The organism is Bradyrhizobium sp. SMVTL-02 (genome assembly GCF_051853005.1).
Taxonomy (GTDB): domain Bacteria; phylum Pseudomonadota; class Alphaproteobacteria; order Rhizobiales; family Xanthobacteraceae; genus Bradyrhizobium.
This window is the reverse complement of the sequence record NZ_CP182469.1, coordinates 5,834,831-5,859,410: the sequence shown is the minus strand read 5'-3', so window position 1 is coordinate 5,859,410 and position 24,580 is coordinate 5,834,831. Positions and strand designations below refer to the sequence as shown.

The window sequence follows — 24,580 nt, the reverse complement described above, 5'->3', positions numbered from 1 at the left end:
TCGAGGCGGGACCGGCAGCTCGTTGAAGCTTACTTGATGAAGCTGGCGTCGTAGAGGTCTTCGACCTTCGGCGCGGACTTGATGATGCCGATCTCGAGCAGGAGCTCGGCGGCCTCCTTGTTGAAGGTCAGGAAATCGCCGGCGAAGAACTTTTGGTTCGCGGCCTTGTCCTGCCAGCGCAGGTACTTTGCCGAGTTGCCGAACTGCTCGCCGTTCTGCTTCACGTCCGCGCCCATGATCTCATAGGCCTTGGCCTGATCCTTGGCGATCACGTCGAGCGCCTCGAAATAACTGTCGGCGAGCGCCTGCGCGGCCTTCGGATTCTCGCTCAGGAACTTCGGCGTGCAGCCAAACGTGTCCATCACGATCGGGTAGTCCAGCGTGGTCGCGATGATCTTGCCCTTGTCGGGCGCGGCGCGCACGGTCGACAGATAGGGCTCATAGGTCATCGCGGCGTCGTTCTGGCCGGAGACGAAGGCTTGCGCTGCGGCAGCCGGCTCGAGGTTGACGACGGTCACGTCCTTCGTGGAGAGGCCGTTCTTCTTGAGCATCCAGGCCAAGGCGAAATAGGGCGACGTGCCGGGCGCGGACGCCGCGACCGTCTTGCCCTTGAGGTCCTTGATCGCGGCGATGTCGTTGCGCACGGCCATGCCGTCGGCGCCATAGCTCTTGTCGAGCTGGAAGATCTGCTTGGTGGCGACGCCATTGGCGTTCCAGGAGATCCAGGTCTCGACCGTGGTGGCCGCGCACTGGATGTCGCCGGACGCGATCGCAAGGTGGCGGTCCTTCTGCGGGATCTTCTTGATCGTGACGTCGAGGCCGTTCTTCTTGAAGATGCCGGCTTCCTTGGCCAGCGTCAGCGGCGCGAAGCCGGTCCACCCGGAGATGCCGACGCCGACCTTGACCTCGTCGGCGAGCACCGGCGTGGCTGCCGCAAGTGCAATGATTGTCGTAAAAATTGTCGAACTACGCATGATTGTCGTCCTCTTGCCGATCGATGGATTGACGTCCTGTTGATCCCTATTGGTCTATGTAGACCGTTGTCGGAAGCATTGCACGAATTGTGCCGACATTCTCCTCTCAGCCTCCCTTGAATCGTGCGACGAGGCGGTGAGTGTCACCGGGATAAAGCAGCCGCACGGCGGTGATGGTGCGGGCGCTGCGCCAGGTGTAGCGGTCGATCACGAGGCAGGGCGCGCCGACGGCGATGTCGAGCGCTTCCGCCGTGCGATCGTCCGCAACGATCGCGCTGATCGTATGCTCGGCCTCGGTCCATGGGACATGGTGAAGCAGCCAGGAGCCGGGCGGCTCGCGGGAGAAATCAGCGGTCGCGGCATTCGGTACGGATGAGAGGTCGATCAGCCTGTCCTCGACCGCGAACGGTACCTTGTCGGCGCTATGGCGGCAGGTGATCGCGACCACCTTGCCGGCCTTCTTGACGCCGAGACGGTCGCGGTCGGCAGCGGTCGCCGCGCGCAGCTTGCGGCCGATCAGCTCGTAGCCGTAAGCGCGGCCGAGCGCGGTGATCTCGGCGCGGATGTCGGCGATCTTGAGCACCGCCGACTGATGCTGCGGCCGGCGCACGAACGAGCCGGCGCGCCGCCGCCGCTCGATAAGGCCCGCCTGGGCGAGTTCCGACAGCGCTTTGTTGACGGTCATGCGCGAGCAGCCGTAGCGCGCGACCAGCTCGTGCTCGAAGGGAATGCGATGCCCGGGCGGCCATCCGCCGGTCAGGATGCGCTTTTCGATATCGGCGCGGATGCGCTTGTAGAGCGTCGGCTTGTCCGCCGCTTCTGTAGCGAGGCTCATGCGACGAGCCTCCGCACCGCTGCCTTGAAGCGTTCGTGCGCGGCCTGGCGCAGCCTGTGCCGCCCGCCTTCGACCACCTTGTTGCCGCCCGCCCAGACGCAATCGATCGCAGCGCCGCCCGCGGCAAAGATCCAGCCGTCGATGACAGCGTCATGCGTACGCCCTGCAAGCGAGGGATGCGCGGCGTCGAGCGTGACGATGTCGGCGCGCGCTCCGGGCGCGAGGCCGACGGTCTGCTGCGCCAGCGCCCGCGCGCCGCCGGCAAGCGCATCGTCGAACAGTGAGCGTCCGGTCGAGCGGCCCGCGCCGCCGGAGAGGACGTTGCGCTGGCGGTGCTTGAGCCGCTGGCCGTATTCAAGCTGGCGCAATTCGTCGGCTGCGCCGATCAGCACGTTGGAATCGGTGCCGACACCGAAGAGGCCGCCAGCGTCTAGAAACTCGCGCGCCAAAAAGATGCCGTCGCCGAGGCTCGCTTCCGTGATCGGACAGAGGCCGGCGACCGCGCCGGTCTTCGCGAATGCCGTCACTTCCTCATCCGTCATGTGGGTCGCGTGAATGAGACACCAGCGCTGATCGATAGGGGCGTGTTCCAGCAGCCATTGCACCGGGCGACGGCCTGACCAGGCAAGGCAATCCTCGACTTCCTTGACCTGCTCGGCGGCGTGAATGTGCACCGGCCCGCCGTTCGCAAGCGGAATGATCGAGGTCAGCTCGTCCGGTGCCACCGCCCGCAAGCTGTGTGGCGCGATGCCGATATTGGCGCCCGGCAAATTTCCGATGGCGTTGCGTGAGGCAGCCACCAGCGCGGCGAATTGATCGACCGTGCAGATGAAGCGGCGCTGGCCGGCATGCGGCGCCGCGCCTCCAAAAGAGCCATGCGCATAAAAACTCGGCAGCAGCGTCAACGCAATGCCGGAGGCCTCGGCGGCCTGCGCGATCTTCGCGGCCATCTCGGCGATATCGGCATAGGGCGAACCGTCGCGGTCGTGATGCAGATAGTGGAATTCGCCGACGCGGGTAAAACCCTGCTCCAGCATCTCGACATAGAGCAGCGTCGCAACGGCCGCGACGTCGTCGGGCGTCATTGCCAGCGCAAAGCGATACATCGTCTCGCGCCAGGTCCAGAAAGTGTCGGTACTGTCACCGCGCAGCTCGGCAAGCCCCGCCATGCCGCGCTGGAAGGCGTGGCTGTGCAGGCTCGCAAGTCCCGGAAGCCCGATCGCGTGGCGCTCGTCGCCAGCAGCTGGCGCCACGCCGGCTGTCACCGCCGCGATCGACCGGGCGGCGACGACCACCTGCACGTCATTGGCCCAGCCCGAGGGCAGGAGCGCGGAGGCAAAATGCAGTCGGGACATGATGACACGCCGGCTGGACAGAACCGGCTTACGATTATATGTCTAGACATATAAGTCAAGCATCCCCACGCCGAATGGATACCCGCATGGCAGAGCGCTTCGACCGGATCTGGCACAATGCCCGCCTCGCCACGATGCGGGCCGATCGGCCCGATCTCGGCGAGATGGAGCATGGTGTCGTTGCCGCGCGCGGCGGCCACATCGCCTATGCGGGCTCGAAGGCGGATTTCCCTGTTGATGCGGAGGCGATCGATCGGATCGATTGCGAAGGGCGCTGGATCACGCCGGGTCTCGTCGACTGCCACACCCATCTCGTCTATGGCGGCAACCGCGCGCATGAATTCGAGCTGCGCCTCAAGGGGGCAAGCTATGAGGAGATCGCACGCGCCGGCGGCGGCATCGTCTCGACGGTGGCGGCGACGCGCGAAGCGAGCGAAGCCGAACTCGTCTCAAGCGCGCTGTCGCGGCTCGATACGTTGATCAGCGAGGGCGCAACCACGGTCGAGATCAAATCCGGCTACGGCCTCGATGTTGAAACCGAGATGCGGCAACTCTCCGCAGCGCGCAGCCTCGGCGGTCAGCGGCCGGTCGCGATCCGCACCTCCTTCCTCGGGGCGCATGCGCTGCCGTTGGAAGCCGATGGCGACAAGGATCGTTACATCGATCTCGTCTGCAAGGAGATGCTTCCGGCTGTCGCAAAAGCCGGCCTTGCCGATGCGGTCGACGCCTTCATGGAAGGGATCGCGTTCTCGGCCGAACAGACCGCGCGGGTGTTCGAGGCCGCGAGAGGGTTTGGGTTGCCGGTGAAGCTGCATGCCGATCAGCTGTCGAACCTCGGTGGTGCCGCGCTCGCTGCAAAATTCTCGGCGCTGTCCGCCGATCACCTCGAGCATACGGACGAGGCCGGGGCGGCTGCGATGGCGAAGGCGGGCACGGCAGCTGTGCTGCTGCCCGGCGCCTTCTACTTCATTCGCGAGACGCAGAAGCCCCCGGTCGAGGCATTCCGCAAGCACGGCGTTCCGATGGCGCTCGCGACCGACTGCAATCCCGGCAGCTCACCGCTGACATCGCTGCTGCTCGCGATGAACATGGGGGCAACGCTGTTCCGGATGAAGGTGGCCGAGTGCCTCGCCGGCGTCACCCGTGAAGGCGCGCGTGCGCTCGGCGTGCTGGATCAGACCGGCACGCTGGAAGCGGGGAAGTGGTGCGATCTCGCGATCTGGGACATCGAGCGGCCCGCCGAGCTAGTCTACCGCATCGGCTTCAATCCGCTGCATCGGCGGGTATGGAGGGCGCAGTGACGGAGCAGGGCGCGCCGATCGTCGTCAAGCCGGGCGCAGTGAGCCTCGACGATCTCGTGCGCGTGCTCGCAGGCGCCCCTGTCGTCCTCGATCCGTCGTTCTGGCCGCGTGTCGAGGCGGCTGCGCGGATCGTTGCGCGGGCCGCGCAGGCCGACGCCCCCGTCTATGGCATCAACACCGGCTTCGGGAAGCTCGCCTCGAAGCGCATTCCGCCGGACCAGACCGCGCTGCTGCAGCGCAATCTCATCGTCTCGCATTGCTGCGGCGTCGGCCCGGCGACGCCGGCGCCGATCGTTCGCCTGATGATCGCGTTGAAGATCGTCTCGCTCGGGCGCGGTGCCTCCGGAGTGCGGCGCGAGGTGATCGAGCAATTGCAGGCCATGTTGGCGCAGGGCGTCTATCCGCTGGTGCCGCAGCAGGGCTCGGTCGGTGCCTCCGGCGATCTTGCGCCGCTTGCGCATATGACCGCGGTGATGATCGGCGAGGGACAGGCGATCGTCGACGGCAAAATCGTATCGGGCAGCGAGGCGCTCGCTGCCGCCGGTCTCGCGCCGCTGACCCTGGGGCCCAAGGAAGGCCTCGCGCTGATCAACGGCACGCAGTTCTCGACCGCCTACGCCATATCGGGCGTGCTGCGTGCATTTCGCCTCGCTCGCGCCGCGCTCGTCACCGGTGCGCTGTCGGTCGATGCGGCGATGGCCTCGACGGCGCCGTTCCGCCCCGAGATCCAGGCGCTGCGTGGCCATGCCGGGCAGATCGCCGCGGCCGCGACGCTGACGGCGCTGCTCGACGGCAGCGACATCCGACTGTCGCATCTCGAAGGCGACGAACGCGTGCAGGATCCCTATTGCCTGCGCTGTCAGCCGCAGGTCGCGGGCGCAGCGCTCGACCTGCTCACGCAGGCCGCGCGCATGCTGACCGTCGAGGCCAATGCCGTCACCGACAATCCGCTGGTGCTGGTCGAGACCGGCGAGATCGTCTCCGGCGGCAATTTCCACGCCGAGCCGGTCGCCTTCGCTGCCGATGCGATCGCGCTGGCGCTGTCGGAGGTCGGCGCGATCAGCGAGAGGCGGATCGCGACGCTGGTCGATCCTGCGCTGAATTTCGGCCTGCCGCCGTTCCTCACCCCCGATCCCGGCCTCAATTCCGGCTTCATGATTGCCGAGGTGGCGGCGGCCGCGCTCTATGCCGAGAACAAGCAGCGCGCAGCTGCCTGCTCAATCGATTCTACGCCGACCAGCGCCAATCAGGAAGACCATGTCTCGATGGCCGCGCATGCCGCGCGGCGCTTGTCCGATATGGCCGACAATCTCGCCGCGATTCTCGGCATCGAGCTTCTGGTCGCAGCCCAAGGCATCACCCTGCGCGCGCCGCATGCGACCAGCGCGCCGCTGGTCGCAGTCATCGCCGCGTTGCGCGAGCAGGTGCCGGCGCTCGGCGCCGATCGCTACATGGCGGGCGATCTCGCCAAGGCCGCCGCCCTGATCGAAGCCGATGTGCTGCCGGCCGTGGCGATTGCTTCGCTTCCAACCGACCCGTTTCCGCGACTTGACTGAGAGGTCCACATGAACCGCCGACTGGACAATGACCGCACCATTCGTGCTCCCCGCGGCAGCGAGATCAGCGCCAGGAGCTGGCTGACGGAAGCCCCGCTGCGTATGCTGATGAACAATCTCGATCCTGACGTCGCGGAGCGCCCGAGCGAGCTTGTGGTCTATGGCGGTATCGGCCGCGCCGCGCGCGACTGGGAGAGCTTTGACCGGATCACGGCTGCCTTGCGCCAGCTCGAGGGCGACCAGACGCTGCTGGTGCAGTCCGGCAAGCCGGTGGGCGTGTTCCGCACCCATCCCGATGCGCCGCGCGTCCTGATCGCGAACTCCAACATCGTGCCGCATTGGGCGACGCTCGATCATTTCAACGAGCTCGATCGCCAGGGCCTGATGATGTACGGCCAGATGACGGCGGGCTCGTGGATCTATATCGGCAGCCAGGGCATCGTGCAGGGCACCTACGAGACATTTGTCGAAGTCGGCCGTCGCCATTATGGCGGCAGCCTCGCCGGCAAATGGATTCTCACCGCCGGCCTCGGCGGCATGGGCGGCGCGCAGCCGCTGGCGGCGACCATGGCCGGCGCGTCGATGCTCGCCGTCGAATGCCAGCCGAGCCGCCTCGAGATGCGGTTGCGCACCGGCTATCTCGACCGGCAGGCCGCAACGCTCGATGACGCGTTGGCGATCATGGCGGACTCCGCAAAGACGAAGAAGGCGGTCTCGGTCGGCCTGCTCGGCAATGCTGCGGAAATTTTTCCGGAGCTGGTGCGCCGCGGCGTCAAGCCCGACATTGTCACGGACCAGACCAGCGCGCATGATCCGATCAACGGGTACCTGCCGAAGGACTGGACGCTTGCCGAATGGGAAGCCAAGCGCGCCTCGGATCCGAAGTCGGTCGAGCGTGCGTCGAAAATGTCGATGGTCGAGCACGTCCAGGCCATGCTGGATTTCCATGCACAGGGCATTCCGACGCTCGACTACGGCAACAACATCCGCCAGATGGCGCAGGACATGGGCCTGAAGAACGCGTTCGATTTCCCCGGCTTCGTTCCCGCCTATATCCGTCCCCTGTTCTGTCGTGGCGTCGGGCCGTTCCGCTGGGCCGCGCTGTCGGGCGATGCCGAGGACATCTTCAAGACCGACGCCAAGGTGAAAGAGCTGATGCCCGACGACAAGCATCTGCACAACTGGCTCGACATGGCCAAGGAGCGCATCAAGTTCCAGGGCCTCCCGGCGCGGATCTGCTGGGTCGGTCTCGGCGATCGCCATCGCCTCGGCCTTGCGTTCAACGAGATGGTGGCGCGTGGCGAGTTGAGGGCGCCGATCGTGATCGGCCGCGATCATCTCGACAGCGGTTCGGTGGCGAGCCCCAACCGCGAGACCGAGGCGATGAAAGACGGGTCGGACGCCGTGTCGGATTGGCCCTTGCTCAACGCGCTGCTCAATTGCGCCAGCGGCGCGACCTGGGTCTCGCTGCACCATGGCGGCGGCGTCGGCATCGGCTATTCGCAGCATGCCGGCATGGTGATCGTCGCGGACGGCACGCTGGAAGCGGCGAGGCGCATTGAGCGCGTGCTTTGGAACGATCCCGCCAGCGGCGTCATGCGCCATGCCGACGCGGGTTACGACATTGCGATCGAATGCGCCCGTGAGAAGGGGCTCGATCTGCCGAGCCTGTCGAAGTAGCCGCGCCTCAGGCCACGATCTTGGCGCCGGCGCCACCGAGTCGCTGGCCTTCGTTCCGAGGCGGCGCAGGCTGTCGAACTGGGCGCGCGTCTCGACGCCCTCGACGACGCAGGGTCGATCTTGATCTTGTCGAGCGGTAGCCGGTGCCGAAATCGTCCAGCGAAATGCCGCTGACGTTTGAGGGCAACTGCCTTGTGTCCGCAACAACTCATGGGCCGCGCGGGAATATCGGCGCGTTTGGTGTCAGCGGAGCGAGAGCCTATCGGCCGATCGTCACGCCGGCGGTCGAGCGCATGGCGTCCCGCAGGCTCGTCGCCTTCATGTCGTCGAGGACTTCTCGCGTCAGCACGGTGGTCTCGCCAGGCGTATTGAGGATCGTCTCGCCACGCGAGGACGAGAGCCGGTCGGCCTTGTAGGGCGTTGCGGGATCGACGGCGGATGCCGCTGTCGGCGCGTGACGCGGCCGCTTGCTGGACGCTGCAAAAGCTCCTTGCGAGAAGCAGAGGGCCGCGATGACGATCAATCGCAACGATGTCGCGGGCATGCGATCTCCCATAGCGGGGACGTCAGCCTAGCATATGGGGCGCATCGTTCGCAGAGAAAAGGATCAGGCGAGAGCGGCCTGGCGTTCCCGCACGGGTTCACGGACCCGGTCCGGAACCCGCGGCTCGGCGAGGCGGGTGAAGCTGCGATGGCCGGCGTGCGCGGGCGCCTCGACGATGACGCCCTCGCACACGATCTGTCCGCCGAGTATTTTGAATTCCAGCTTGTCATAGCGCGGCATGGTCTCGCCGGCCGCGGGCGGCAGCAACTCGATGCTGCCCTGGATGTTCAGCGTGGCATCGCCGGCGCCGTGAAGCCGCGGATTCCACATCCGGATCCCGGTCTCGGCCCAGCGCTGTCGGATCAGCGCGGCACGATCGGCTGGTTCGGCAGGCTTGGCGCGAACTTTCGGGGCGCTGCGGGCCTCGGGCGCTGGAGACGCGAGGACCGGCTCCGGCGCGATGTCCGTGACGACGTTGGGCGTGTCGTCGGAAGAACTCTCAGTGGTGGCTGCGACGACGATCGGCGCAGGATCGTTCGCCGGGATCATCTCGATCTCGATCTCGACGCTGAAGGTCGCCGCGCTGTCGATGTAGCTCTCGAAGACGTCCTCCACCGGGACTTCGCTGCCGCCAAGCGCGACGCCGGGGGCGCCTGCAACGGCGGGCTCGACGTCAGCGGGAATGCCCGGGGCGTGATCGCCGTTGAGGCTGAGGGCGTCAACCGGCGCGATCCCGACGTCCAGGGAGACGACCTCGGTCTCCTCCGGGACGACGGGCTCGATGTCGGCCGGAAACTGGGGGGACGGATCGCTGCTGATAGCAATGGGCTCGGCGTCGGCCGATTCATTTTCGGCTTCGACAGATGCGGCCGCGGCCGTCTCGCCGGGCGCAACGTCACCCGAAGCTGTCGCCGGCGGATCGTTGTCGATGATGAACTCGGGAATATCTGTCGGTCCGGGCGCGACGTCGACCGGCGAGATTGCAGCCTCCGCCGCGACGACCGGTTCGCCTTCCCTCGGCGTCTCCCGGGATGAATCCTCGGTGACACTCACATCAGCCGGCGCGGCCGACGGGCCCTCCGCGAGGACAGAGATCGCGGTTTCGTCCGCGGCTGCGTCACCGGGCAGCGGATCGGTGCTGATGCTGATGTTCGGAGCGGGCGCAGTTTCTGCCGCGTCGACGACGAGAGCTGACGAGTCGTTCGCGGTGATCGGGGTGGCGTCGATGCCGCCGCCGTGCGGCGCGGGCCGAAGCCGGGTCAACGCCCATTTCACCGCAGGAATACGGTGCAGCAACGATATCAGTCTCGAAAGCACTGGGAGTTGTCCAAGAGGTACTCTGCGTGAGGCAATCGCTGATTCGTCAGCAATGTGAAAAACTGCCCCGGCCGTCACACCGATGTCAATGTAGGTGGGACTAATTGCAGAACATACGCGCGTCGTCGCGCGTGATCGACGGCTAGCCTCTGATTCGACTCTGCGGCGTAGCGCTCTACAGCCGAGGGATTTTGCCTTGTCGTGGAAGGGACGCCCGCTCCCTCCCACGATAGCGGCTACTTTCCGGAGCCTGCGCCACCGCCGGCCTGCGTGGAGGGGCCGTTCCAAGCTCGGGCGTGGCGCGCCGGAGCAATGTGAGTTGCGCCGAACGTGGGGGTTCCCTGTGGTGCGCTCTCGAGGTTAGGCTGGAACTCTCCGGGCACCTGGCGTGAGAACGTGGCATGAAAAGGATAGTCGCCATTGGAGCAGTTCTGCTCTGGTCCACCATCACCTTTGCGCAGAATCGCACCATCACGGTGGCTTCGACGACGTCGACGGAACAGTCGGGTTTGTTCGGCCATCTGCTGCCGCTGTTCTCGAAGGCCGAGGGTATTGACGTGAAGGTCGTTGCCGTCGGCACCGGCCAGGCGTTGGACATCGGGCGGCGCGGTGACGCCGACGTGGTGCTTGTCCATGACAGATCCGCCGAAGACAAGTTCATGTCCGAAGGGCAGGGCGTGAAGCGCTTCGACGTGATGTACAACGACTTCGTCATCATCGGCCCGAAAAGCGATCCGGCGCAGATTTCCGGCAGCAAGGACGTCACCGATGCGCTGCGCAGGATCGCGGCGGCAAAGGCGCCGTTCGTCTCGCGCGGCGACAAATCCGGCACCCACGCAGCCGAGCTCAGATTGTGGAAAGAGGCGGGCGTCGACGTCGGTGCCGGCAAGGACAGCTGGTATCGCGAGATCGGCCAGGGCATGGGTCCTGCGCTGAACATGGCGTCATCCTCGAACGCCTATCTGCTGTCGGATCGCGGCACCTGGCTGTCGTTCAGGAATCGCGGTGAGCTCGCCGTTCTCAACGAGGGCGACAAGCGGCTCTTCAACCAGTACGGCGTCATGCTGGTCAATCCGGCCAAGCATCCGAACGTGAAGGCGCAGGATGGGCAGGCCTTCATCGACTGGCTGGTGTCTCCGAAGGGACAGCAGGCGATTGCCGGCTACAAGCTCGGCGGCGAGCAGCTATTTTTCCCCAACGCGGCCAACTAGCAAAAACGCGACGGTCGACACCGCCACGCTGAGTGCGAGCAGGATCAGCCCGAGACCCAGCGCCAGCGGCAGGTCTCCCTTGCTTGTCTCGAGCGCGATCGCGGTGGTCATCGTTCGCGTGAAGCCGCGGATGTTGCCGCCGACGATGATGATGGCGCCGACCTCCGCGATGGCGCGTCCGAAGGCGGCGAGGAAGGCCGTCAGCAGCGAGGTCCGTCCCAGCGCGAACAGCAGCGCCATGCTGCGCAAGGCCGACAGACCGTCGATCCGCGCCAGATCGCCATACTCCGCCCAGAGCAGGCTCGCCGGGCGGTGCACCAGCGCCACCACGATCGGCGTGGCGAGCAGCGTCTGCGCGATGACCATGGCGGTGGGTGTGAACAATAGACCGGCCGCTGCGAGCGGGCCGGACCGCGACAGCAGCAGATAGAGCGCGAGCCCGACCACGACCGGCGGCAGGCCGAGCAGCGCATTGGTCAGCACGATGATGACCTGCCGTCCGTGGAAACGGCTGATCGCAAGCAGGGCGCCAAAAGGTGCGCCGATCAGGAGAGCGACGAGGCTGGCGGTCAGGCTGACGCGGACAGACAATGCGACGATGCCCAGCAGCTCGGCGTCGGCATGGCCGATCAGAGCGAAGGCGGCGCCGGCGGATTGCGCGAAGTCGTTCATCCGCGCCTGAACTTCGGGTTTCGGCCGTATGCCTCCGGGCCATCGATGTCGAGGTCGCAAAAGCGCGTCACGGGCTGGTCCCCTGCAAGTGCGTCACTGAATTATATCAACCCGCGCAGCTCGTCGATCAGGCGGCCGCACTGCTCATCCGGTCCGACAGTGATGCGCAGGAAGTCCTCGATGCGCGGCTTCTTGAAGTGCCGGACCAGCACGCCGCGCTGACGAAGTGCGGCCGCGAGATCGGTGCCGCTCCGGCTGAGATGACGTGCGAACACGAAGTTCGCAAGCGAGGGCAATACCTCGAAGCCGAGTTGCCCGAGATCGCGCGTCAGCACGTCGCGTCTCTTGATGATACGGGCGCGGGCCTCGAGGAACCACGCCTCGTCCTCGATCGCAGCGATGGCGCCGGCGATGGCGAGGCAGTCGACGGGATAGGAGTTGAAGCTGTCCTTCACCCGCTCCAGCGCCTCGATCAGCGGCCGCTGGCCGATGGCAAATCCGACCCGCAAGCCCGCGAGCGAGCGCGATTTCGAGAAGGTCTGGATGACGAGCAGATTGTCGTGGCGCGCAACGAGCGGCACGGCGCTCTCGGCGCCGAAATCGACATAGGCCTCGTCCACCACTACCAGCCGGTTCGGATTGTCCGCAAGCAAGGCGGCGATCGCCTCGCGCGGAAGCGCGATGCCGGTGGGCGCATTCGGATTGCAGAGCAGGATCGCGCTCGATGACCGACTGTAGTCGGTGGTCTCGATTCTCATCGCGGCATCGAGCGGCACTTCCTCACGCGCAATGCCATAGAGGCGGCAATAGACCGGGTAGAAGCTGTAGGTGACATCAGGGAACAGAAGCGGCGCATCGTGCTTCAGGAGCGCCTGGAAGGTGTGGGCCAGAACCTCGTCCGACCCGTTGCCGACGAACACCTGTTCGGGCGCAACGTCGCTATGGGCCGCGATGGCCTCGCGCAGGCGCGTGGCGTGCGGATCGGGATAGAGGCGCAGCCGCTCGGCGGCCGATGCGATCGCCGCCAGCACGCGCGGCGAGGGCGGATAGGGATTCTCGTTGGTGTTGAGCTTGACGATTCCGTCCTGCTTCGGCTGCTCGCCCGGCACGTAGGGCGAAAGCGAGTGGACGACGGGACTCCAGAAGCGGCTCATGATCTCCAATCCGGGTTGATCCGGCACAGTAGGGGATGCGGGGCGTCGGCGGAAGGGCACTTGCGATCGGCATCCTCGGCAGATCCGCGCGAGCCTCATGGCCGGTGACGTTCCCCTGCGCGCGGCCTTCATGCTAGCCTCATCGCGCAAACGCAAGACCTGAAAAACAACAAGGAAGGCCGGCGCGGCCCAAGGCTGCGCACAAGAGCCGCAAAGAGAGGAACACATGCCGGGTGCAGCCCTTGTCAGAACTCCCTCCATTCCGACCGCGCCCGTGACGCCAGCCGTTCTCGACCGATTGCGAGCGATCGTCGGCGACAAGGGCCTGATCCTGGACGAGCACGACAAACGGCCGTTCGTGACCGACTGGCGCGGTGAGCTCGCAGGGCAGGCTGCAGCGGTCGTGCGACCGGCCAGCACCACGGAGGTCTCCGCGGTCGTCAAGCTCTGCCACGACAACGGTATCGCCATCGTGCCGCAGGGTGGCAACACGGGCCTGATGGGCGGTGCCACGCCGTGGCCTGCGCACCGCGGCATCCTGCTCTCTCTCGGCCGCATGAACCACGTGCTGCATGTCGATCCCGTCGGCTACACCATGACCGTGGAGGCGGGGTGCATCCTCCAGTCGCTTCAGGAGACGGCTGCGCGCCATGACCGCTTCTTTCCACTCAGCCTGGGTGCGCAGGGCTCGTGCATGATCGGAGGGAATCTCTCCACCAATGCGGGCGGCGTGCAGGTGCTGCGCTACGGCAATGCGCGCAATCTGGTGCTGGGCCTCGAGGTCGTCCTGGCCAATGGCGATGTCTGGGACGGGCTGCGTGCGCTCAAGAAGGACAACACCGGCTACGATCTCAAGCATCTGTTCATGGGCGCTGAAGGCACGCTGGGCATCATCACCAAGGCAGTGCTGAAGCTGTGGCCCGCGCCGAAAGACGTCTGCACGGCATGGCTCGCGATCCGCGATCCCAGCGCTGCGATCGAGCTCCTGTCGGAGGCGCATGCCGCCTCCGACGACAATGTCGGCTCCTGCGAGCTGATGAGCCGCGCTTGCATCGACATGGTGCTGCGGCATATTCCCGGTACCCAGGATCCTCTCAAGGCGGAGACCGACTGGTATCTCCTGCTCGAATGGTCGTCGGCACGCGCGCGGCAGGACGGCGGCGCGGGCATGTCGGACAGGATGGAGCAGTTCCTGGCCGATCAGCTCGAAGCAGGCCGCCTGCTCGATGCGGTGATCGCGCAAACCGAGACGCAGTCACGCAACATGTGGCGCATCCGCGAGGGCGTGGCCGAGGCCTCGCGCGCGGAAGGACCGGGCCTGAGCTACGACGTGTCGGTCGCGATCTCCCGGATTCCCGAATTCATCGACAAGGGCCTGAAGTCCGCGCTCGACATCCTGCCGACGATCCGCCCTTATCCGCTCGGCCACATCGGCGACGGCAATGTGCACTTCTCCTTCATGGGTCCGAAGGGCATGGATCGCACCACGCTCGGGCAGTATTCCCCGGCGATCACACGGGCCGTCAATGATCTCATCACGTCGATGGGCGGCTCGATCTCGGCCGAACACGGCATCGGCATCGAGAAGCTCGACGAGCTCGAGCACTATCGCTCCAGGACCGAGCTCGACATCATGCGCACGATCAAGCGGGCGCTCGACCCCAACAACATCATGAATCCGGGCAAGGTGCTGCATCTCGGGTGAGATGAGGACCGGCGTCACAGGCCGGCCGCCGCCCGGCGGCCATTGGACGCGGATGTGGTGCAAACCCGGGCAAAAGCAGGCTCCAGCGGTGCAAGATCGTGCCTTTTCGCCCCGTGCGAACGGCTTTATTCCCCCCGTGGATGCGCTAAGGAAGGGCAGGATCAGGTCGCAGGCGCCTCTTGGCGGTGCTAGACCCTGATGCAGGAACAATGGGGCCCGGGGCGGCAGCCGGACGGCCCACAAGGATGAAGGATACGAGGCAATGATCCAGAGCATTGGCATCATCGGGGCAGGCACCATGGGGAACGGCATCGCGCAGGTCTGCGCGGCGGCGGGACTTTCGGTCGTGATGGTCGATATTTCCGATGCGGCGGTGAACCGCGGCCTGTCGACCGTTGGCGGCAGCCTCGAGCGTCTGGTCAAGAAGGAGAAGATGTCGGCGGCCGACCGCGACGCGACGCTCAAGCGCATCACCGGCACGACCGACCGGGCGAAGCTGTCGGATTGCGACCTCGTCATCGAGGCCGCCACCGAGAACGAGGAGCTCAAGGTCAAGATCCTGAAGGACCTCTGCGCCACGCTGCCGCCGCGCACGCTGGTTGCGACCAACACCTCGTCGATCTCGATCACCAAGCTCGCCGCGGCGACCGACCGTCCCGACCGTTTCATCGGCATGCATTTCTTCAACCCGGTGCCGGTGATGGCGCTGCTGGAACTCATCCGCGGCCTGCAGACCTCCGACGACACCCATGCCAAGGCGCTCGATTTCGCCCAGCGTGTCGGCAAGGTGGCGATCACGGCCAAGAACAGCCCGGGCTTCGCCGTCAACCGCATCCTCTGCCCGATGATCAACGAAGCGATCTTCGCGCTCCAGGAAGGCATCGCGACGGCCGAAGAGATCGACGCCGGCATGAAGCTCGGCTGCAACCATCCGATCGGACCTCTGGCTCTCGCCGATCTCGTCGGTCTCGACACCATGCTCTCGGTCATGGAGGTCTTTTACAAAGGCTTCAACGATCCTAAATATCGGCCAGCGCCGCTGCTGAAAGAGATGGTCGATGCCGGCCATCTCGGCCGCAAGACGGGGCAGGGTTTTTACACTTACAACGCCTGATTCAAGTGTCGGCGGCGGGCGTCGAGCGTCCGCCGCCGGAGCCCGCATTTGCGCTGCGACAAAGACGGACGTAGCGATTGGCCCGACAATGTCGAGCGGGCGACCTCGCGGGAACAACGGAACGGATACCAAAGGATGTCGGATCGACCGAAGGCCGGGCGGGAAGCTGCGTCCGCGCGGCGGAACCTGTTGACCCAGGATGCGATCGAGCGCACCGGGATCACTGAAGAGATGATCGGGGAACTCGTCACCCGCTTTTACGGGCGCGCGCGCGAGGACGCGCTGCTGGGGCCGGTGTTCGCGATCGTGCAAAATTGGGACGAGCATCTCGCAAAGCTCGAGGATTTCTGGTCGTCGGTGGTGCTGATGAGCGGCCGCTACCATGGCTCGCCGATGCGCTCGCACCTGCCGCTGAGCTTGGTCGGCGATCATTTCGATCGCTGGCTCGATCTGTTCGAACAGACCGCACGCGAAGTCTTCCCACCTCCGGCAGCCGGGCTCCTTATCGACAAGGCGCGTCGCATCGCCGACAGTTTTGAGATGGCGTCGGCAACTGTCGCGGGCCGCATCGCTTCGCCGCGTCACGTGCTCAGATCGTGAAATACAAAATTCCTGCCGGCGAAAGTTACAGTCCGCATCGCGTGGTGGCGCGCTGCACCAATTCCAGCAGCATCGATCTGATCTGCAAAATCATCATGCCGTTCGCGCAATGCGATGTAGAAGCTGCGAAAACGCGCTTGCCGGTGTTCATTCACGTTCAATCAATGCGAGCAAAGCCATATTGATGCATTGCGGCGCCAAGTCCCCGCCTTGTTTTTGGCAGACTTCCGGCGCCTGCTACCGGCATGGCTGGCGCATTGTTCAACACCACATCTTCACCGTCCGAGAGTGCTGCGGAACCTGAGGTCGTCGCGGGCACGGAGCAGACGCGGCGAACACTGCTGCTCGGTGCACTCGCGACTACCGCATGCCTCGGCTGTTCCAAGGAGTCGCGCGCCGGCGAAGATCCGCTCGGCTCCGACGAACGGCCGCAGAAGGGCGACGTGCTCGTCTTCTCCGAAGGCGACCAGGAAGGAAAGCCGGTCATCTTGGCCGACCTGCAAGCAGGCGGGCCGCCGGTGCACGCCTGGCCGAAGGATCCCAAGACATCGGTGGTGCGCAGCGCGTCCCGGCTCAACGAGATCCTCATCATCCGCCTCGATCCCGCCGAGCTCGACGAAAAGACCCGCGAGCGTGCCGTCGACGGCATCCTCGCTTATTCGGCTATCTGCTCGCATGCTGGCTGTCCCGTCACCGCCTGGGTGAAGAGCGATGTCGGCGACAAGGAGGTGTTCAAGTGCATGTGCCACAACTCCGAATACGATCCTCGCGCGGGTGCGAAGGTCGTGTTCGGGCCGGCGCCGCGGCGGCTGGCAGCGCTGCCGCTGGCGCTCGCTGACGGCTCGCTCAGCGTCGCTGGCAACTTCATCGGAAAGGTAGGTGGCGCGCAGCCGGGATAATGGACCGTGCGGGGTATGCCCCCGTCACGAGAGGCCGCAATCCGCCCAGGGGCGGACGACGGGACGAACGACAGAATTCAAAACAAGAATTCAGACGGATGAAAAAGGGAAACGTCCATGAACACGTCCAAGCAAACGTCGATCACCAGAAAGCAATGGTACCTGTCCGGCTTTGTCGCCTTCACCTGTTTTGCCGCGACCGCTGCGACGGCCGGTCCGATCGAGAATTATTCGCCGGTGACCGCGCAGCGGCTGGAAAATCCGGAACCCGGCAACTGGATGCTCTACCGCCGGACCTATGACGGGCAGGGCTACAGCCCGCTCGACCAGATCAACGCCTCGAACGTGAAGAATCTCACGCCGGTCTGGACCTTTGCCACTGGCGTGGTCGAAGGCCACGAGGCGCCGCCGATCGTCAACAACGGCGTGATGTTCGTGGCGACCCCGATGGGGCAGGTCATCGCATTGAACGCGAAGACCGGCGACGAATATTGGCGCTACAAGCGGCAGCTTCCCGACGATCTGTTCCAGCTGCATCCGACCAGCCGCGGCGTCGGCCTCTGGGAGGACAAGCTCTATCTCGCCACCACCGACGATCACGTCGTCGCGCTCGATGCCAAGACGGGCAAGGTGGTGTGGGACACCAAGGTGCAGGACTACAAGAAGGGCCAGTACATGACCCTGATGCCGCTGATCGTCGACGGCAAGGTTATCGTCGGCGGCTCCGGCGGCGAGTTCGGTGTGCGCGGCTATGTCGCCGCCTATGACGCCAAGGACGGCAAGGAGCTGTGGCGGACTTACACCATTCCCGGTGAAGGCGAGCCCGGTCACGACACCTGGCAGGGCGACGACTGGAAGAACGGCGGCGGCTCGGCCTGGATGACCGGCAATTACGACAAGGACACCAAGACGATCTATTGGGGCGTTGGCAATGCGGCGCCGTGGCCCGGCGAGACTCATCCGGGCGACAATCTCTACACCTCCTCGGTGCTGGTACTCGATCCGAACAACGGCAAGATCAAGACCTATCACCAGTATCACCAGAACGATTCCTGGGATTGGGACGAGGTCGAGGCGCCGATGCTGATCGACCTGCAACGCGATGGCCGCAACATCAAGAGCCTGGTCCATCCGGGGCGCGACGCGATCTTCTGGGTGCTCGAGCGCACGCCGACCAAGATCAATTACGTTGCCGGCTGGCCGTTCGTCTCCACCGACGTGTGGAAGGGCATCGATGCCGAGACCGGCAAGCCGATCGTCGATCCCGCGCACAAGCCAGGGATCGGCAAGCGCGTCGAGTTCTGCCCATCGCTGTGGGGCGGCAAGGATTGGCCGTCGGCGGCATACAGCGAAAGGACCAAGCTGGTCTACGTGCCCGCCAACGAGAACTTCTGCGGCGGCTTCACCGGCGAGAAGGTTGCGCTCAAGCCGGGTGAGCTCTGGCTCGGTACCAAGCCCGAGGACATCGGGCTGAAGACAAAGCCTGGCGCTGATCATTTCGGCGAGCTGCAGGCGTGGGATCCCGTCACCGGCAAGAAGGTGTGGCAGCACAACTTCCCGAAGTCGCAGCTGTTCGGATCGGTCACGGCAACCGCGGGCGATCTCGTCTTCGCCGGCGGTACCAACGACCGCAACTTCCGTGCCTTCAACGCCAAGACCGGAGAGCTGTTGTGGGAGCAGAAGACCAACTCCGGCATCATGGGCATGCCGGTGTCCTATGAGATCGACGGCACCCAGTACATCGCGATCCAGTCGGGATGGGGCGTGGACGCGCAGCGCATCCAGGATGCGCTGGTGACCAACAACATCGGCATAGAGGCCAATGTGCCGCAGGGCGGCGTGATCTGGGTGTTCGCGCTGAAGAAATAGCTCCGCGGGCGGATCGACGAAGGCGGAGCAGCAGGGGGGTGGCGAATGCGGCGGACGGCAACGTCCGCCGCATTCTTGCGTGGTGGTCATCGTGCTTTCCTGCCCTTCGCCCCTTGTGGGACAAGGCGGCATAGGCGGCCTTCGGCCGCCGTACTTGAGAACGCCGAAGTCAAGCTTCGGCTTTGGCGCCGGATGAGGGGGTCTATCCGCGCACACTCATCGCGACTTGGGCTCGCGGAGACAAACCCCTCACCCAAGCGAGTGCGGATCTCTCAGCGTCGCTGCCCTCTCCCGCAAGCAAGGGGAGAGGGCGCATCAATGCCCACCGCAAATCGTTACTTCCCCTCGCGCTCCACCTTGTCCTTCTCCTTCTGGTTCATCTCCCGAACCTTCGGATCCGGATTGTGCTGCCCGGTGGTCTGGGTCGTCGACGCCGGCGGGGCGTTGGCGTTGGGCAGCGAGTTCTGGTCCGGCGCGGTGGGGCGCGTGGCCGTGGCCGGGGGCGTGGTGTTGGTCTGGGCGAATGCGCCCGCGGTCGTCAAAAGAAAGGCGCCCGACAGCGAGACTGCGAGCGCCTTTGAGATGTTGATCATCGATCTGCTCCTGTCAGATCGATGGAAACGGCGTGAGGCCGCCTCCGTTCCTTCACGCCTCCAACTGCTTGCCGATGGGCAAGCTTCGGATGCGTTTTCCGGTCGCCGCGAAGATGGCATTGATCAGCGCCGGTGCGAACGGGGGGACGCCGGGCTCGCCGACGCCGCTCGGCGGCGTGTCCGGGCCGGGCGGCACGATATAGACGTTGGTCACGACAGGAGAGTCGTCCATCCTGACGACCTGGAAGTCGTCAAAGTTCTTCTGCTGCACCTTGCCGTCCTTGAACGTGATCTCGCCGTATTTGGCGATGCTCAGGCCCATGATCGCCGCGCCCTCGATCTGCGAGGCGATGCGTTCCGGGTTGACATAGGTGCCGCAGTCGATCGCGGTGTCGACCCGCGGCACTGTCAGCTTGCCTTTCTCATCGACGGCGACCTCGACGATGGTCGCGATGTAGCTGACGAAGCTGCGGTGCACGGCGATGCCGAGGCCGTGCCCCTTCGGCACCTGTCGTCCCCATTCGCCCTTCTCGGCGACCAGCTCGACCACCTTGCGCAGGCGCGCGGTGTCGATCGGGTAACTGTCGAAGGGCTCGCCGTAGTTCCAGAGGTCCTTCACCGCCGGCTTGACGATGCGCGGACTTCCGATCAGCGCGAGTAGCGTCTCCTTCTGGTCGCGGCCCGTGGCCTGCGCGATCTCGCCGACCATCGACTGGACCGCGAAGGCGCGCGGGATGTTCGAGACCGAGCGGAACCAGCCGATGCGGGTGTGCGCGGCCGCCTCCGGATTCTCGCAAGAGATGTTGGCGATCTCGAACGGCATGTCGACGAGGCCCATGCCGATTTCGAAAGGCGCCTGATGCACCGTGCCGGCCGCAAAGGTCGAGGCGATGCTGGGGGCGACGCTACGGTGGCGCCAGGCGACCACCTTGCCGCTCTTGTCGAGACCCGCCTCGATGCGCTCGACCGAGACGGTGTGCAGGAAGCCATTGTGGATGTCGTCCTCCCGCGTCCACTGCACCTTCACCGGCGCGCCGAGCTCCTTCGACAGGAGGGCGGCTTCGAGCGCAAAGTCGCATTTCGACTTGCGGCCGAAACCGCCGCCGAGCAGCGTCACGTGGACGGTGACGTTCGCTTCCGGAATGTCGAGCGTCTTGGCGACATCCTCGCGCGTCCCGCCCGGGCTCTGCACCGGCGCCCAGATCTCGGCCTTGTCGCCCTTGACGTCGGCCACCGCCACCGGCGGCTCCATGCTGACATGGGCGAGGTGCGGGATGTAGTACTCGCCGACGATCACCTTGTCGGCGCCCTTCAGGGCGGCGTCCGCATCGCCCTCCTGGCGCAGGACCAGGCCGGGCTTGCGCGAGGCCTCCTCGAGCTCCTTGCGATACGCGGCCGACTCGTACTTGCCGTTGGGGCCATCGTCCCAGGTCAGCTTCAGCGCGTCGCGCCCCTTGATCGCCGCGCCGGTGTTGCGCGCGATCACGGCGACGCCGCCGAGCGGCTGGAATTTCGACGGCCACGGCCAGCCGCGCACCTGCATCACCTTTTCGACGCCGGGCACCTTCAGCGCCTCGTCCGGCTCGAACTTGACCAGCTTGCCGCCGGTCACCGGCGGCCGCGCGATGACGGCGTACTTCATGCCGGGCAAGCGGACGTCGGCGCCGTATTGCGCTTTTCCGGTGGTGATGTCGTGCAGATCGACGATGCCGACCTGGCCCTTGCCGAGATAGCGGAAATCCCGGGGGTCCTTCAGCTTGAGGCCCTCGATGCTCGGCACCGATTCCTTGGCGGCGTCGGCAGCAAGCTCGCCGAAACCGAGCTTGCGACCGCTGGCGCTGTGGACGACCTCGTGATTGACGGCCTTGACCTCGGTCGCCGGCACGCCCCAGCGCTTCGCTGCGGCCTGCTCGAGCATGGTGCGGGCGGAGGCGCCGATCTGGCGCATCGGAATCAGATAGTGCCGTGTGCTGCGCGAGCCGTCGGTATCCTGGTTGCCGAATTTGACCTCGTCGCCATGGGCCTGCTGCACCTTGACCCTGGACCAGTCGGCTTCCATTTCCTCGGCCACGATCAGCGGCAGGCTGGTGCGCACGCCGGTGCCCATTTCGGAGCGGTGCCCGACGATGGTGACGATGCCATCAGACGCGACCGAAACGAACACGCGCGGATCGACCACGACGCCGTGCGGCATCTTTCCGGCGCCTGTCTCATAAGCGAGCGCCTGGCGTGACATCACGGGGGCGGCAAGCACGAAGCCACCGGTGACGCCGAGCCCCTTCAGGATGCTGCGGCGCGAGATCTTTTCGACCCTGATATGCTTTTCGAAGCCGCGAAGCTTGCGGGGATTGTCGATGAAATTCATGTCACACTCCCGTCGATGCGAGATGGACCGCGTTCTCGATGCGCTGGTAGCAGCCGCAGCGGCAGATGTTGCCGGCCATCGCCTCGCGGATCTGATCGTGCGACGGCTTTGGATTGTCCATCAGCAGCGCCGCGGCCTGCATGATCTGGCCGGTCTGGCAGAAGCCGCATTGGGGCACATTGACCTGGCGCCAGGCCTTTTGCACCGGGTGATCGCCGCTCGGGTGCAGCCCCTCGATCGTCGTGACCTCGCGTCCGGCGACGTCGTTCACCGACGTGATGCAGGCGCGCACGGCCTGCTTGTCGATGATGACGGTGCAGGCGCCGCACAGGGCCTGGCCGCAGCCGAACTTGGTGCCGGTCAGCCCGGCCTCGTCGCGCAAAAACCAGAGTAGCGGAAGATCCGGGTCGCCGTCCCAGCTCTGTTCCTGGCCATTGATCTTCAATTTGATCATGATCGTCCCTCGCTCTTCATAAGCATGCAAATTCAAATCCGCCGATGTCGGCGGGCCGTGGTCCGTGCGTCGCATCCCTGCCGTTGTCCCGCACGGGCAAATCCCGGAGGGAGGCAGGAAGGCCGATAGCGATGTCTGGATGTACTCGATACCTCCCGTCTTGTTCTTGATTGTTTTGAGCTTCGTGCGGCATCGTGACGGTGCGAGCGTAGCAGAGATCGCGCCGACCCGGCGTTCACAGCCGAGTGTTCTCACCGGGAAAAGATTGCATCGATGGTTTGTCAAAAGCAGGGCGCGACATCACGCCACGCGCACTGTGCGCCCGCAGATGGGCAACGAAGAACAAGGCTTCGTCCGCCGGGAAAACCGCGCGGACGAAGCAGGATGCCTCGGTCGAGGGAGGGAGAACGCAGGGACCGCGAACCTCAAGCAGGAAGTGGGCGGCCCTGCGCAGTCATTCAGAGACCAGGACTGAGGGAGCCGACAGTTCTCGCCAATCCATCGACGGCGAGGAGGCGGCTTCGCCGCAATCGTCCGGGCGCCAGCCCGTCCGGTTCGCTGGGAGTGGAGGAGGGGGAACCAGCGATCGGCGTGGCGATAGCGCGGGCCGCCGGCTCAGGCGGCCTGCTCAGTTCAAGCTGCCTTGTTCAAGCGGCCTTGTTCAAGCGGCCTTGGCTTTGGCCACATGGGTCGCGATCGCGTCCATCAGCGCCGGCGACAGGCAGTCATAGGGCTCAAGGCCGATTTCCTTCAGCCGCGAACGGATGCCGGCCATCTGCTCCGGCTTCACGCCGGATTCGATCACCGAGGAGACGAAGGCGGCGAATTGCGGCGCCTGCCAGCCCTGCTCCTGGAACAGTTCGGGATGAATGAAGTCGAGACCGTAGAACGGATGGTTCTTGTTCTCGATGCGGCCGTACATGTGCGTGCCGCAGGCCTTGCAGGCATGGCGCTGGATCACCGCCGAGGGGTCGACGATCTGGAGCTTGTCGCCGTTCTCGAGCACGGTGACGTTCTGGCGCGGCACCACGGCGACGACGGAGAACGTCGCACCTTGCGGCTTCCAGCACTTGGTGCAGCCGCAGGCGTGGTTGTGGGCGACGTCGCCCTTGATGCCGACCTTGACCGGATGGTCGCTGCATTTGCAGACCAGAGTGCCGCCGGCAAAGCTGCCGCTACCCTGCTTGACGCCGTTGTCGATCGATGGATGGAGTGCAACAGTCATGGTCGATCCTCCTGGGTGTGATGACTTTGGGCTAGTATACGACGACTGAACGGATGGATTTGCCCTCATGCATGAGGTCAAAGCCCTTGTTGATCTCTTCGAGCTTGAGCACGTGGGTGATCATCGGATCGATCTGGATCTTTCCGTTCATGTACCAGTCGACGATCTTCGGCACGTCGGTGCGGCCGCGCGCGCCGCCGAACGCCGTGCCGCGCCAGTTGCGCCCGGTGACGAGCTGGAACGGGCGCGTGGCGATCTCCTTGCCGGCCTCGGCGACGCCGATGATGATCGAGGTGCCCCAGCCGCGATGGCAGGCTTCCAGCGCCTGGCGCATCACGGTGGTGTTGCCGGTGCAGTCGAAGGTGTAGTCGGCGCCGCCGTCGGTGAGGCCGACCAGATGCTGGACGATGTCGCCGGTGACCTTCTTGGGGTTCACGAAGTGGGTCATGCCGAACCGGCGGCCCCAATCTTCCTTGGAGTCGTTGATGTCGACGCCGATGATCTTGTCGGCGCCGGCCATCTTGGCGCCCTGGATGACGTTCAATCCGATGCCGCCGAGGCCGAACACGACCACGTTGGCGCCCGGCTCGACCTTGGCGGTGTTGACGACTGCGCCGACGCCGGTGGTGACGCCACACCCGATGTAGCAGCTCTTGTCGAACGGCGCGTCCTCGCGGATCTTGGCGATCGCGATCTCCGGCAGCACGGTGAAGTTCGAGAACGTCGAGCAGCCCATGTAATGGTAGATCGGCTTGCCCCTGTACGAGAAGCGGCTGGTGCCGTCCGGCATCACGCCTTTGCCCTGCGTCGCGCGGATGGCGGTGCAGAGATTGGTCTTCCGACTCAGGCAGCTTTTGCACTGCCGGCATTCCGGCGTGTAGAGCGGGATGACGTGGTCGCCCGACTTCACCGAGGTCACGCCGGGGCCGATCTCGCGAACGATCCCGGCGCCCTCATGGCCCAGGATCGACGGGAAGATTCCCTCGCTGTCGAAGCCGTCGAGCGTGTAGGCGTCGGTGTGGCAGATGCCCGTTGCCTTGATCTCGACCAGGACCTCGCCGGCCTTGGGCCCTTCCAGGTCAACTTCGACGATCTCGAGTGGCTTCTTGGCTTCGAAAGCGACGGCGGCACGTGTCTTCATCGGTAGCTCCTCAAAT

General features: G+C 65.3%; 22 protein-coding genes. 10 read left to right on the top strand and 12 right to left on the bottom strand.

What is annotated here, in order from left to right; genetic code table 11:
* Positions 1–29 precede the first annotated feature (29 nt).
* The 3 genes from ACNJYB_RS28065 to ACNJYB_RS28055 form a co-directional block, all read right to left on the bottom strand.
* Complete coding sequence (locus tag ACNJYB_RS28065; RefSeq protein WP_439369770.1) at positions 30–974, bottom strand: ABC transporter substrate-binding protein; 945 nt, start codon at positions 972–974, stop codon at positions 30–32.
* A 106-nt stretch (positions 975–1,080) separates the two neighbouring features.
* Positions 1,081–1,809, bottom strand: a complete 729-nt coding sequence (gene hutC / locus ACNJYB_RS28060; RefSeq protein ID WP_439369769.1) for a histidine utilization repressor — start codon at positions 1,807–1,809, stop codon at positions 1,081–1,083.
* Positions 1,806–3,164, bottom strand: coding sequence for a formimidoylglutamate deiminase (locus tag ACNJYB_RS28055; protein WP_439369768.1), 1,359 nt, complete (start codon positions 3,162–3,164; stop codon positions 1,806–1,808). The genes hutC and ACNJYB_RS28055 overlap by 4 nt, the downstream gene beginning before the upstream one ends.
* Before the next feature lie 86 nt (positions 3,165–3,250).
* Here ACNJYB_RS28055 and hutI point away from each other — a divergent pair, with 86 nt between their 5' ends.
* The 3 genes from hutI to hutU are packed head-to-tail and all read left to right on the top strand — an operon-like array spanning position 3,251 to position 7,701.
* A complete protein-coding gene (gene hutI, locus ACNJYB_RS28050; protein ID WP_439369767.1) occupies positions 3,251–4,465 on the top strand; it encodes an imidazolonepropionase in 1,215 nt (404 codons plus the stop codon).
* Entirely contained in the window at positions 4,462–6,021 is a 1,560-nt protein-coding gene (gene hutH / locus ACNJYB_RS28045; RefSeq protein ID WP_439369766.1) for a histidine ammonia-lyase, read from the top strand. The genes hutI and hutH overlap by 4 nt, the downstream gene beginning before the upstream one ends.
* A 9-nt stretch (positions 6,022–6,030) precedes the next feature.
* On the top strand, positions 6,031–7,701 hold the full coding sequence (gene hutU / locus ACNJYB_RS28040) for a urocanate hydratase (protein ID WP_439369765.1): 1,671 nt from the start codon (positions 6,031–6,033) through the stop codon (positions 7,699–7,701).
* 259 nt (positions 7,702–7,960) lie between these two features.
* Here the strand turns inward: hutU and ACNJYB_RS28035 are convergent, their stop codons facing one another.
* A complete protein-coding gene (locus tag ACNJYB_RS28035) occupies positions 7,961–8,245 on the bottom strand; it encodes a TonB-dependent receptor plug domain-containing protein (RefSeq protein WP_439369764.1) in 285 nt (94 codons plus the stop codon).
* 63 nt (positions 8,246–8,308) lie between these two features.
* The gene (locus ACNJYB_RS28030) at positions 8,309–9,541 is read right to left on the bottom strand and encodes a hypothetical protein (protein WP_439369762.1); all 1,233 of its coding nucleotides are present in this window, start codon (positions 9,539–9,541) and stop codon (positions 8,309–8,311) included.
* 422 nt (positions 9,542–9,963) lie between these two features.
* On the opposite strand from ACNJYB_RS28030, the gene ACNJYB_RS28025 reads away from it, so the two are divergent.
* The gene (locus ACNJYB_RS28025; protein ID WP_439369761.1) at positions 9,964–10,773 is read left to right on the top strand and encodes a substrate-binding domain-containing protein; all 810 of its coding nucleotides are present in this window, start codon (positions 9,964–9,966) and stop codon (positions 10,771–10,773) included.
* Here the strand turns inward: ACNJYB_RS28025 and ACNJYB_RS28020 are convergent.
* Positions 10,747–11,445, bottom strand: a complete 699-nt coding sequence (locus tag ACNJYB_RS28020) for an ABC transporter permease (RefSeq protein WP_439369759.1) — start codon at positions 11,443–11,445, stop codon at positions 10,747–10,749. The two genes, ACNJYB_RS28025 and ACNJYB_RS28020, sit on opposite strands and share 27 nt — an antisense overlap.
* Before the next feature lie 101 nt (positions 11,446–11,546).
* On the bottom strand, positions 11,547–12,599 hold the full coding sequence (hisC, locus tag ACNJYB_RS28015) for a histidinol-phosphate transaminase (RefSeq protein WP_439369758.1): 1,053 nt from the start codon (positions 12,597–12,599) through the stop codon (positions 11,547–11,549).
* 226 nt (positions 12,600–12,825) lie between these two features.
* Here hisC and ACNJYB_RS28010 point away from each other — a divergent pair, with 226 nt between their 5' ends.
* The 6 genes from ACNJYB_RS28010 to ACNJYB_RS27985 all read left to right on the top strand — a co-directional run bounded on the left by ACNJYB_RS28010 (position 12,826) and on the right by ACNJYB_RS27985 (position 18,786).
* Positions 12,826–14,304: an FAD-binding oxidoreductase gene (locus ACNJYB_RS28010; RefSeq protein WP_439369756.1), complete on the top strand. Its 1,479-nt coding sequence runs from the start codon at positions 12,826–12,828 to the stop codon at positions 14,302–14,304.
* A 262-nt stretch (positions 14,305–14,566) separates the two neighbouring features.
* Complete coding sequence (locus ACNJYB_RS28005; RefSeq protein WP_439369755.1) at positions 14,567–15,418, top strand: 3-hydroxybutyryl-CoA dehydrogenase; 852 nt, start codon at positions 14,567–14,569, stop codon at positions 15,416–15,418.
* Between the two features lie 135 nt (positions 15,419–15,553).
* Positions 15,554–16,018, top strand: coding sequence for a group III truncated hemoglobin (locus ACNJYB_RS28000; RefSeq protein WP_439369754.1), 465 nt, complete (start codon positions 15,554–15,556; stop codon positions 16,016–16,018).
* Complete coding sequence (locus ACNJYB_RS27995) at positions 16,015–16,203, top strand: hypothetical protein (RefSeq protein ID WP_439369753.1); 189 nt, start codon at positions 16,015–16,017, stop codon at positions 16,201–16,203. The genes ACNJYB_RS28000 and ACNJYB_RS27995 overlap by 4 nt, the downstream gene beginning before the upstream one ends.
* A gap of 60 nt (positions 16,204–16,263) precedes the next feature.
* Positions 16,264–16,917: a ubiquinol-cytochrome c reductase iron-sulfur subunit gene (locus tag ACNJYB_RS27990; RefSeq protein WP_439369751.1), complete on the top strand. Its 654-nt coding sequence runs from the start codon at positions 16,264–16,266 to the stop codon at positions 16,915–16,917.
* Between the two features lie 117 nt (positions 16,918–17,034).
* A complete protein-coding gene (locus ACNJYB_RS27985) occupies positions 17,035–18,786 on the top strand; it encodes a methanol/ethanol family PQQ-dependent dehydrogenase (protein ID WP_439369749.1) in 1,752 nt (583 codons plus the stop codon).
* A 335-nt stretch (positions 18,787–19,121) separates the two neighbouring features.
* On the opposite strand, the gene ACNJYB_RS27980 is transcribed toward ACNJYB_RS27985, so the two are convergent.
* From ACNJYB_RS27980 to ACNJYB_RS27960, 5 genes are all read right to left on the bottom strand, one after another.
* Positions 19,122–19,379 carry a hypothetical protein gene (locus tag ACNJYB_RS27980; protein ID WP_439369748.1) on the bottom strand — a complete coding sequence of 86 codons (258 nt, stop codon included), beginning with the start codon at positions 19,377–19,379 and terminating at the stop codon, positions 19,122–19,124.
* Positions 19,380–19,431: 52 nt separating this feature from the next.
* Entirely contained in the window at positions 19,432–21,744 is a 2,313-nt protein-coding gene (locus ACNJYB_RS27975) for a molybdopterin cofactor-binding domain-containing protein (RefSeq protein ID WP_439369747.1), read from the bottom strand.
* A gap of 1 nt (position 21,745) precedes the next feature.
* Positions 21,746–22,198 (bottom strand): (2Fe-2S)-binding protein, encoded by a 453-nt coding sequence (locus tag ACNJYB_RS27970; RefSeq protein ID WP_439369746.1) that lies wholly within the window; start codon positions 22,196–22,198, stop codon positions 21,746–21,748.
* A gap of 661 nt (positions 22,199–22,859) precedes the next feature.
* Positions 22,860–23,423, bottom strand: coding sequence for an S-(hydroxymethyl)glutathione synthase (gfa, locus tag ACNJYB_RS27965; RefSeq protein WP_439369744.1), 564 nt, complete (start codon positions 23,421–23,423; stop codon positions 22,860–22,862).
* A gap of 31 nt (positions 23,424–23,454) precedes the next feature.
* The gene (locus tag ACNJYB_RS27960; protein ID WP_439369743.1) at positions 23,455–24,564 is read right to left on the bottom strand and encodes an S-(hydroxymethyl)glutathione dehydrogenase/class III alcohol dehydrogenase; all 1,110 of its coding nucleotides are present in this window, start codon (positions 24,562–24,564) and stop codon (positions 23,455–23,457) included.
* Positions 24,565–24,580 lie beyond the last annotated feature (16 nt).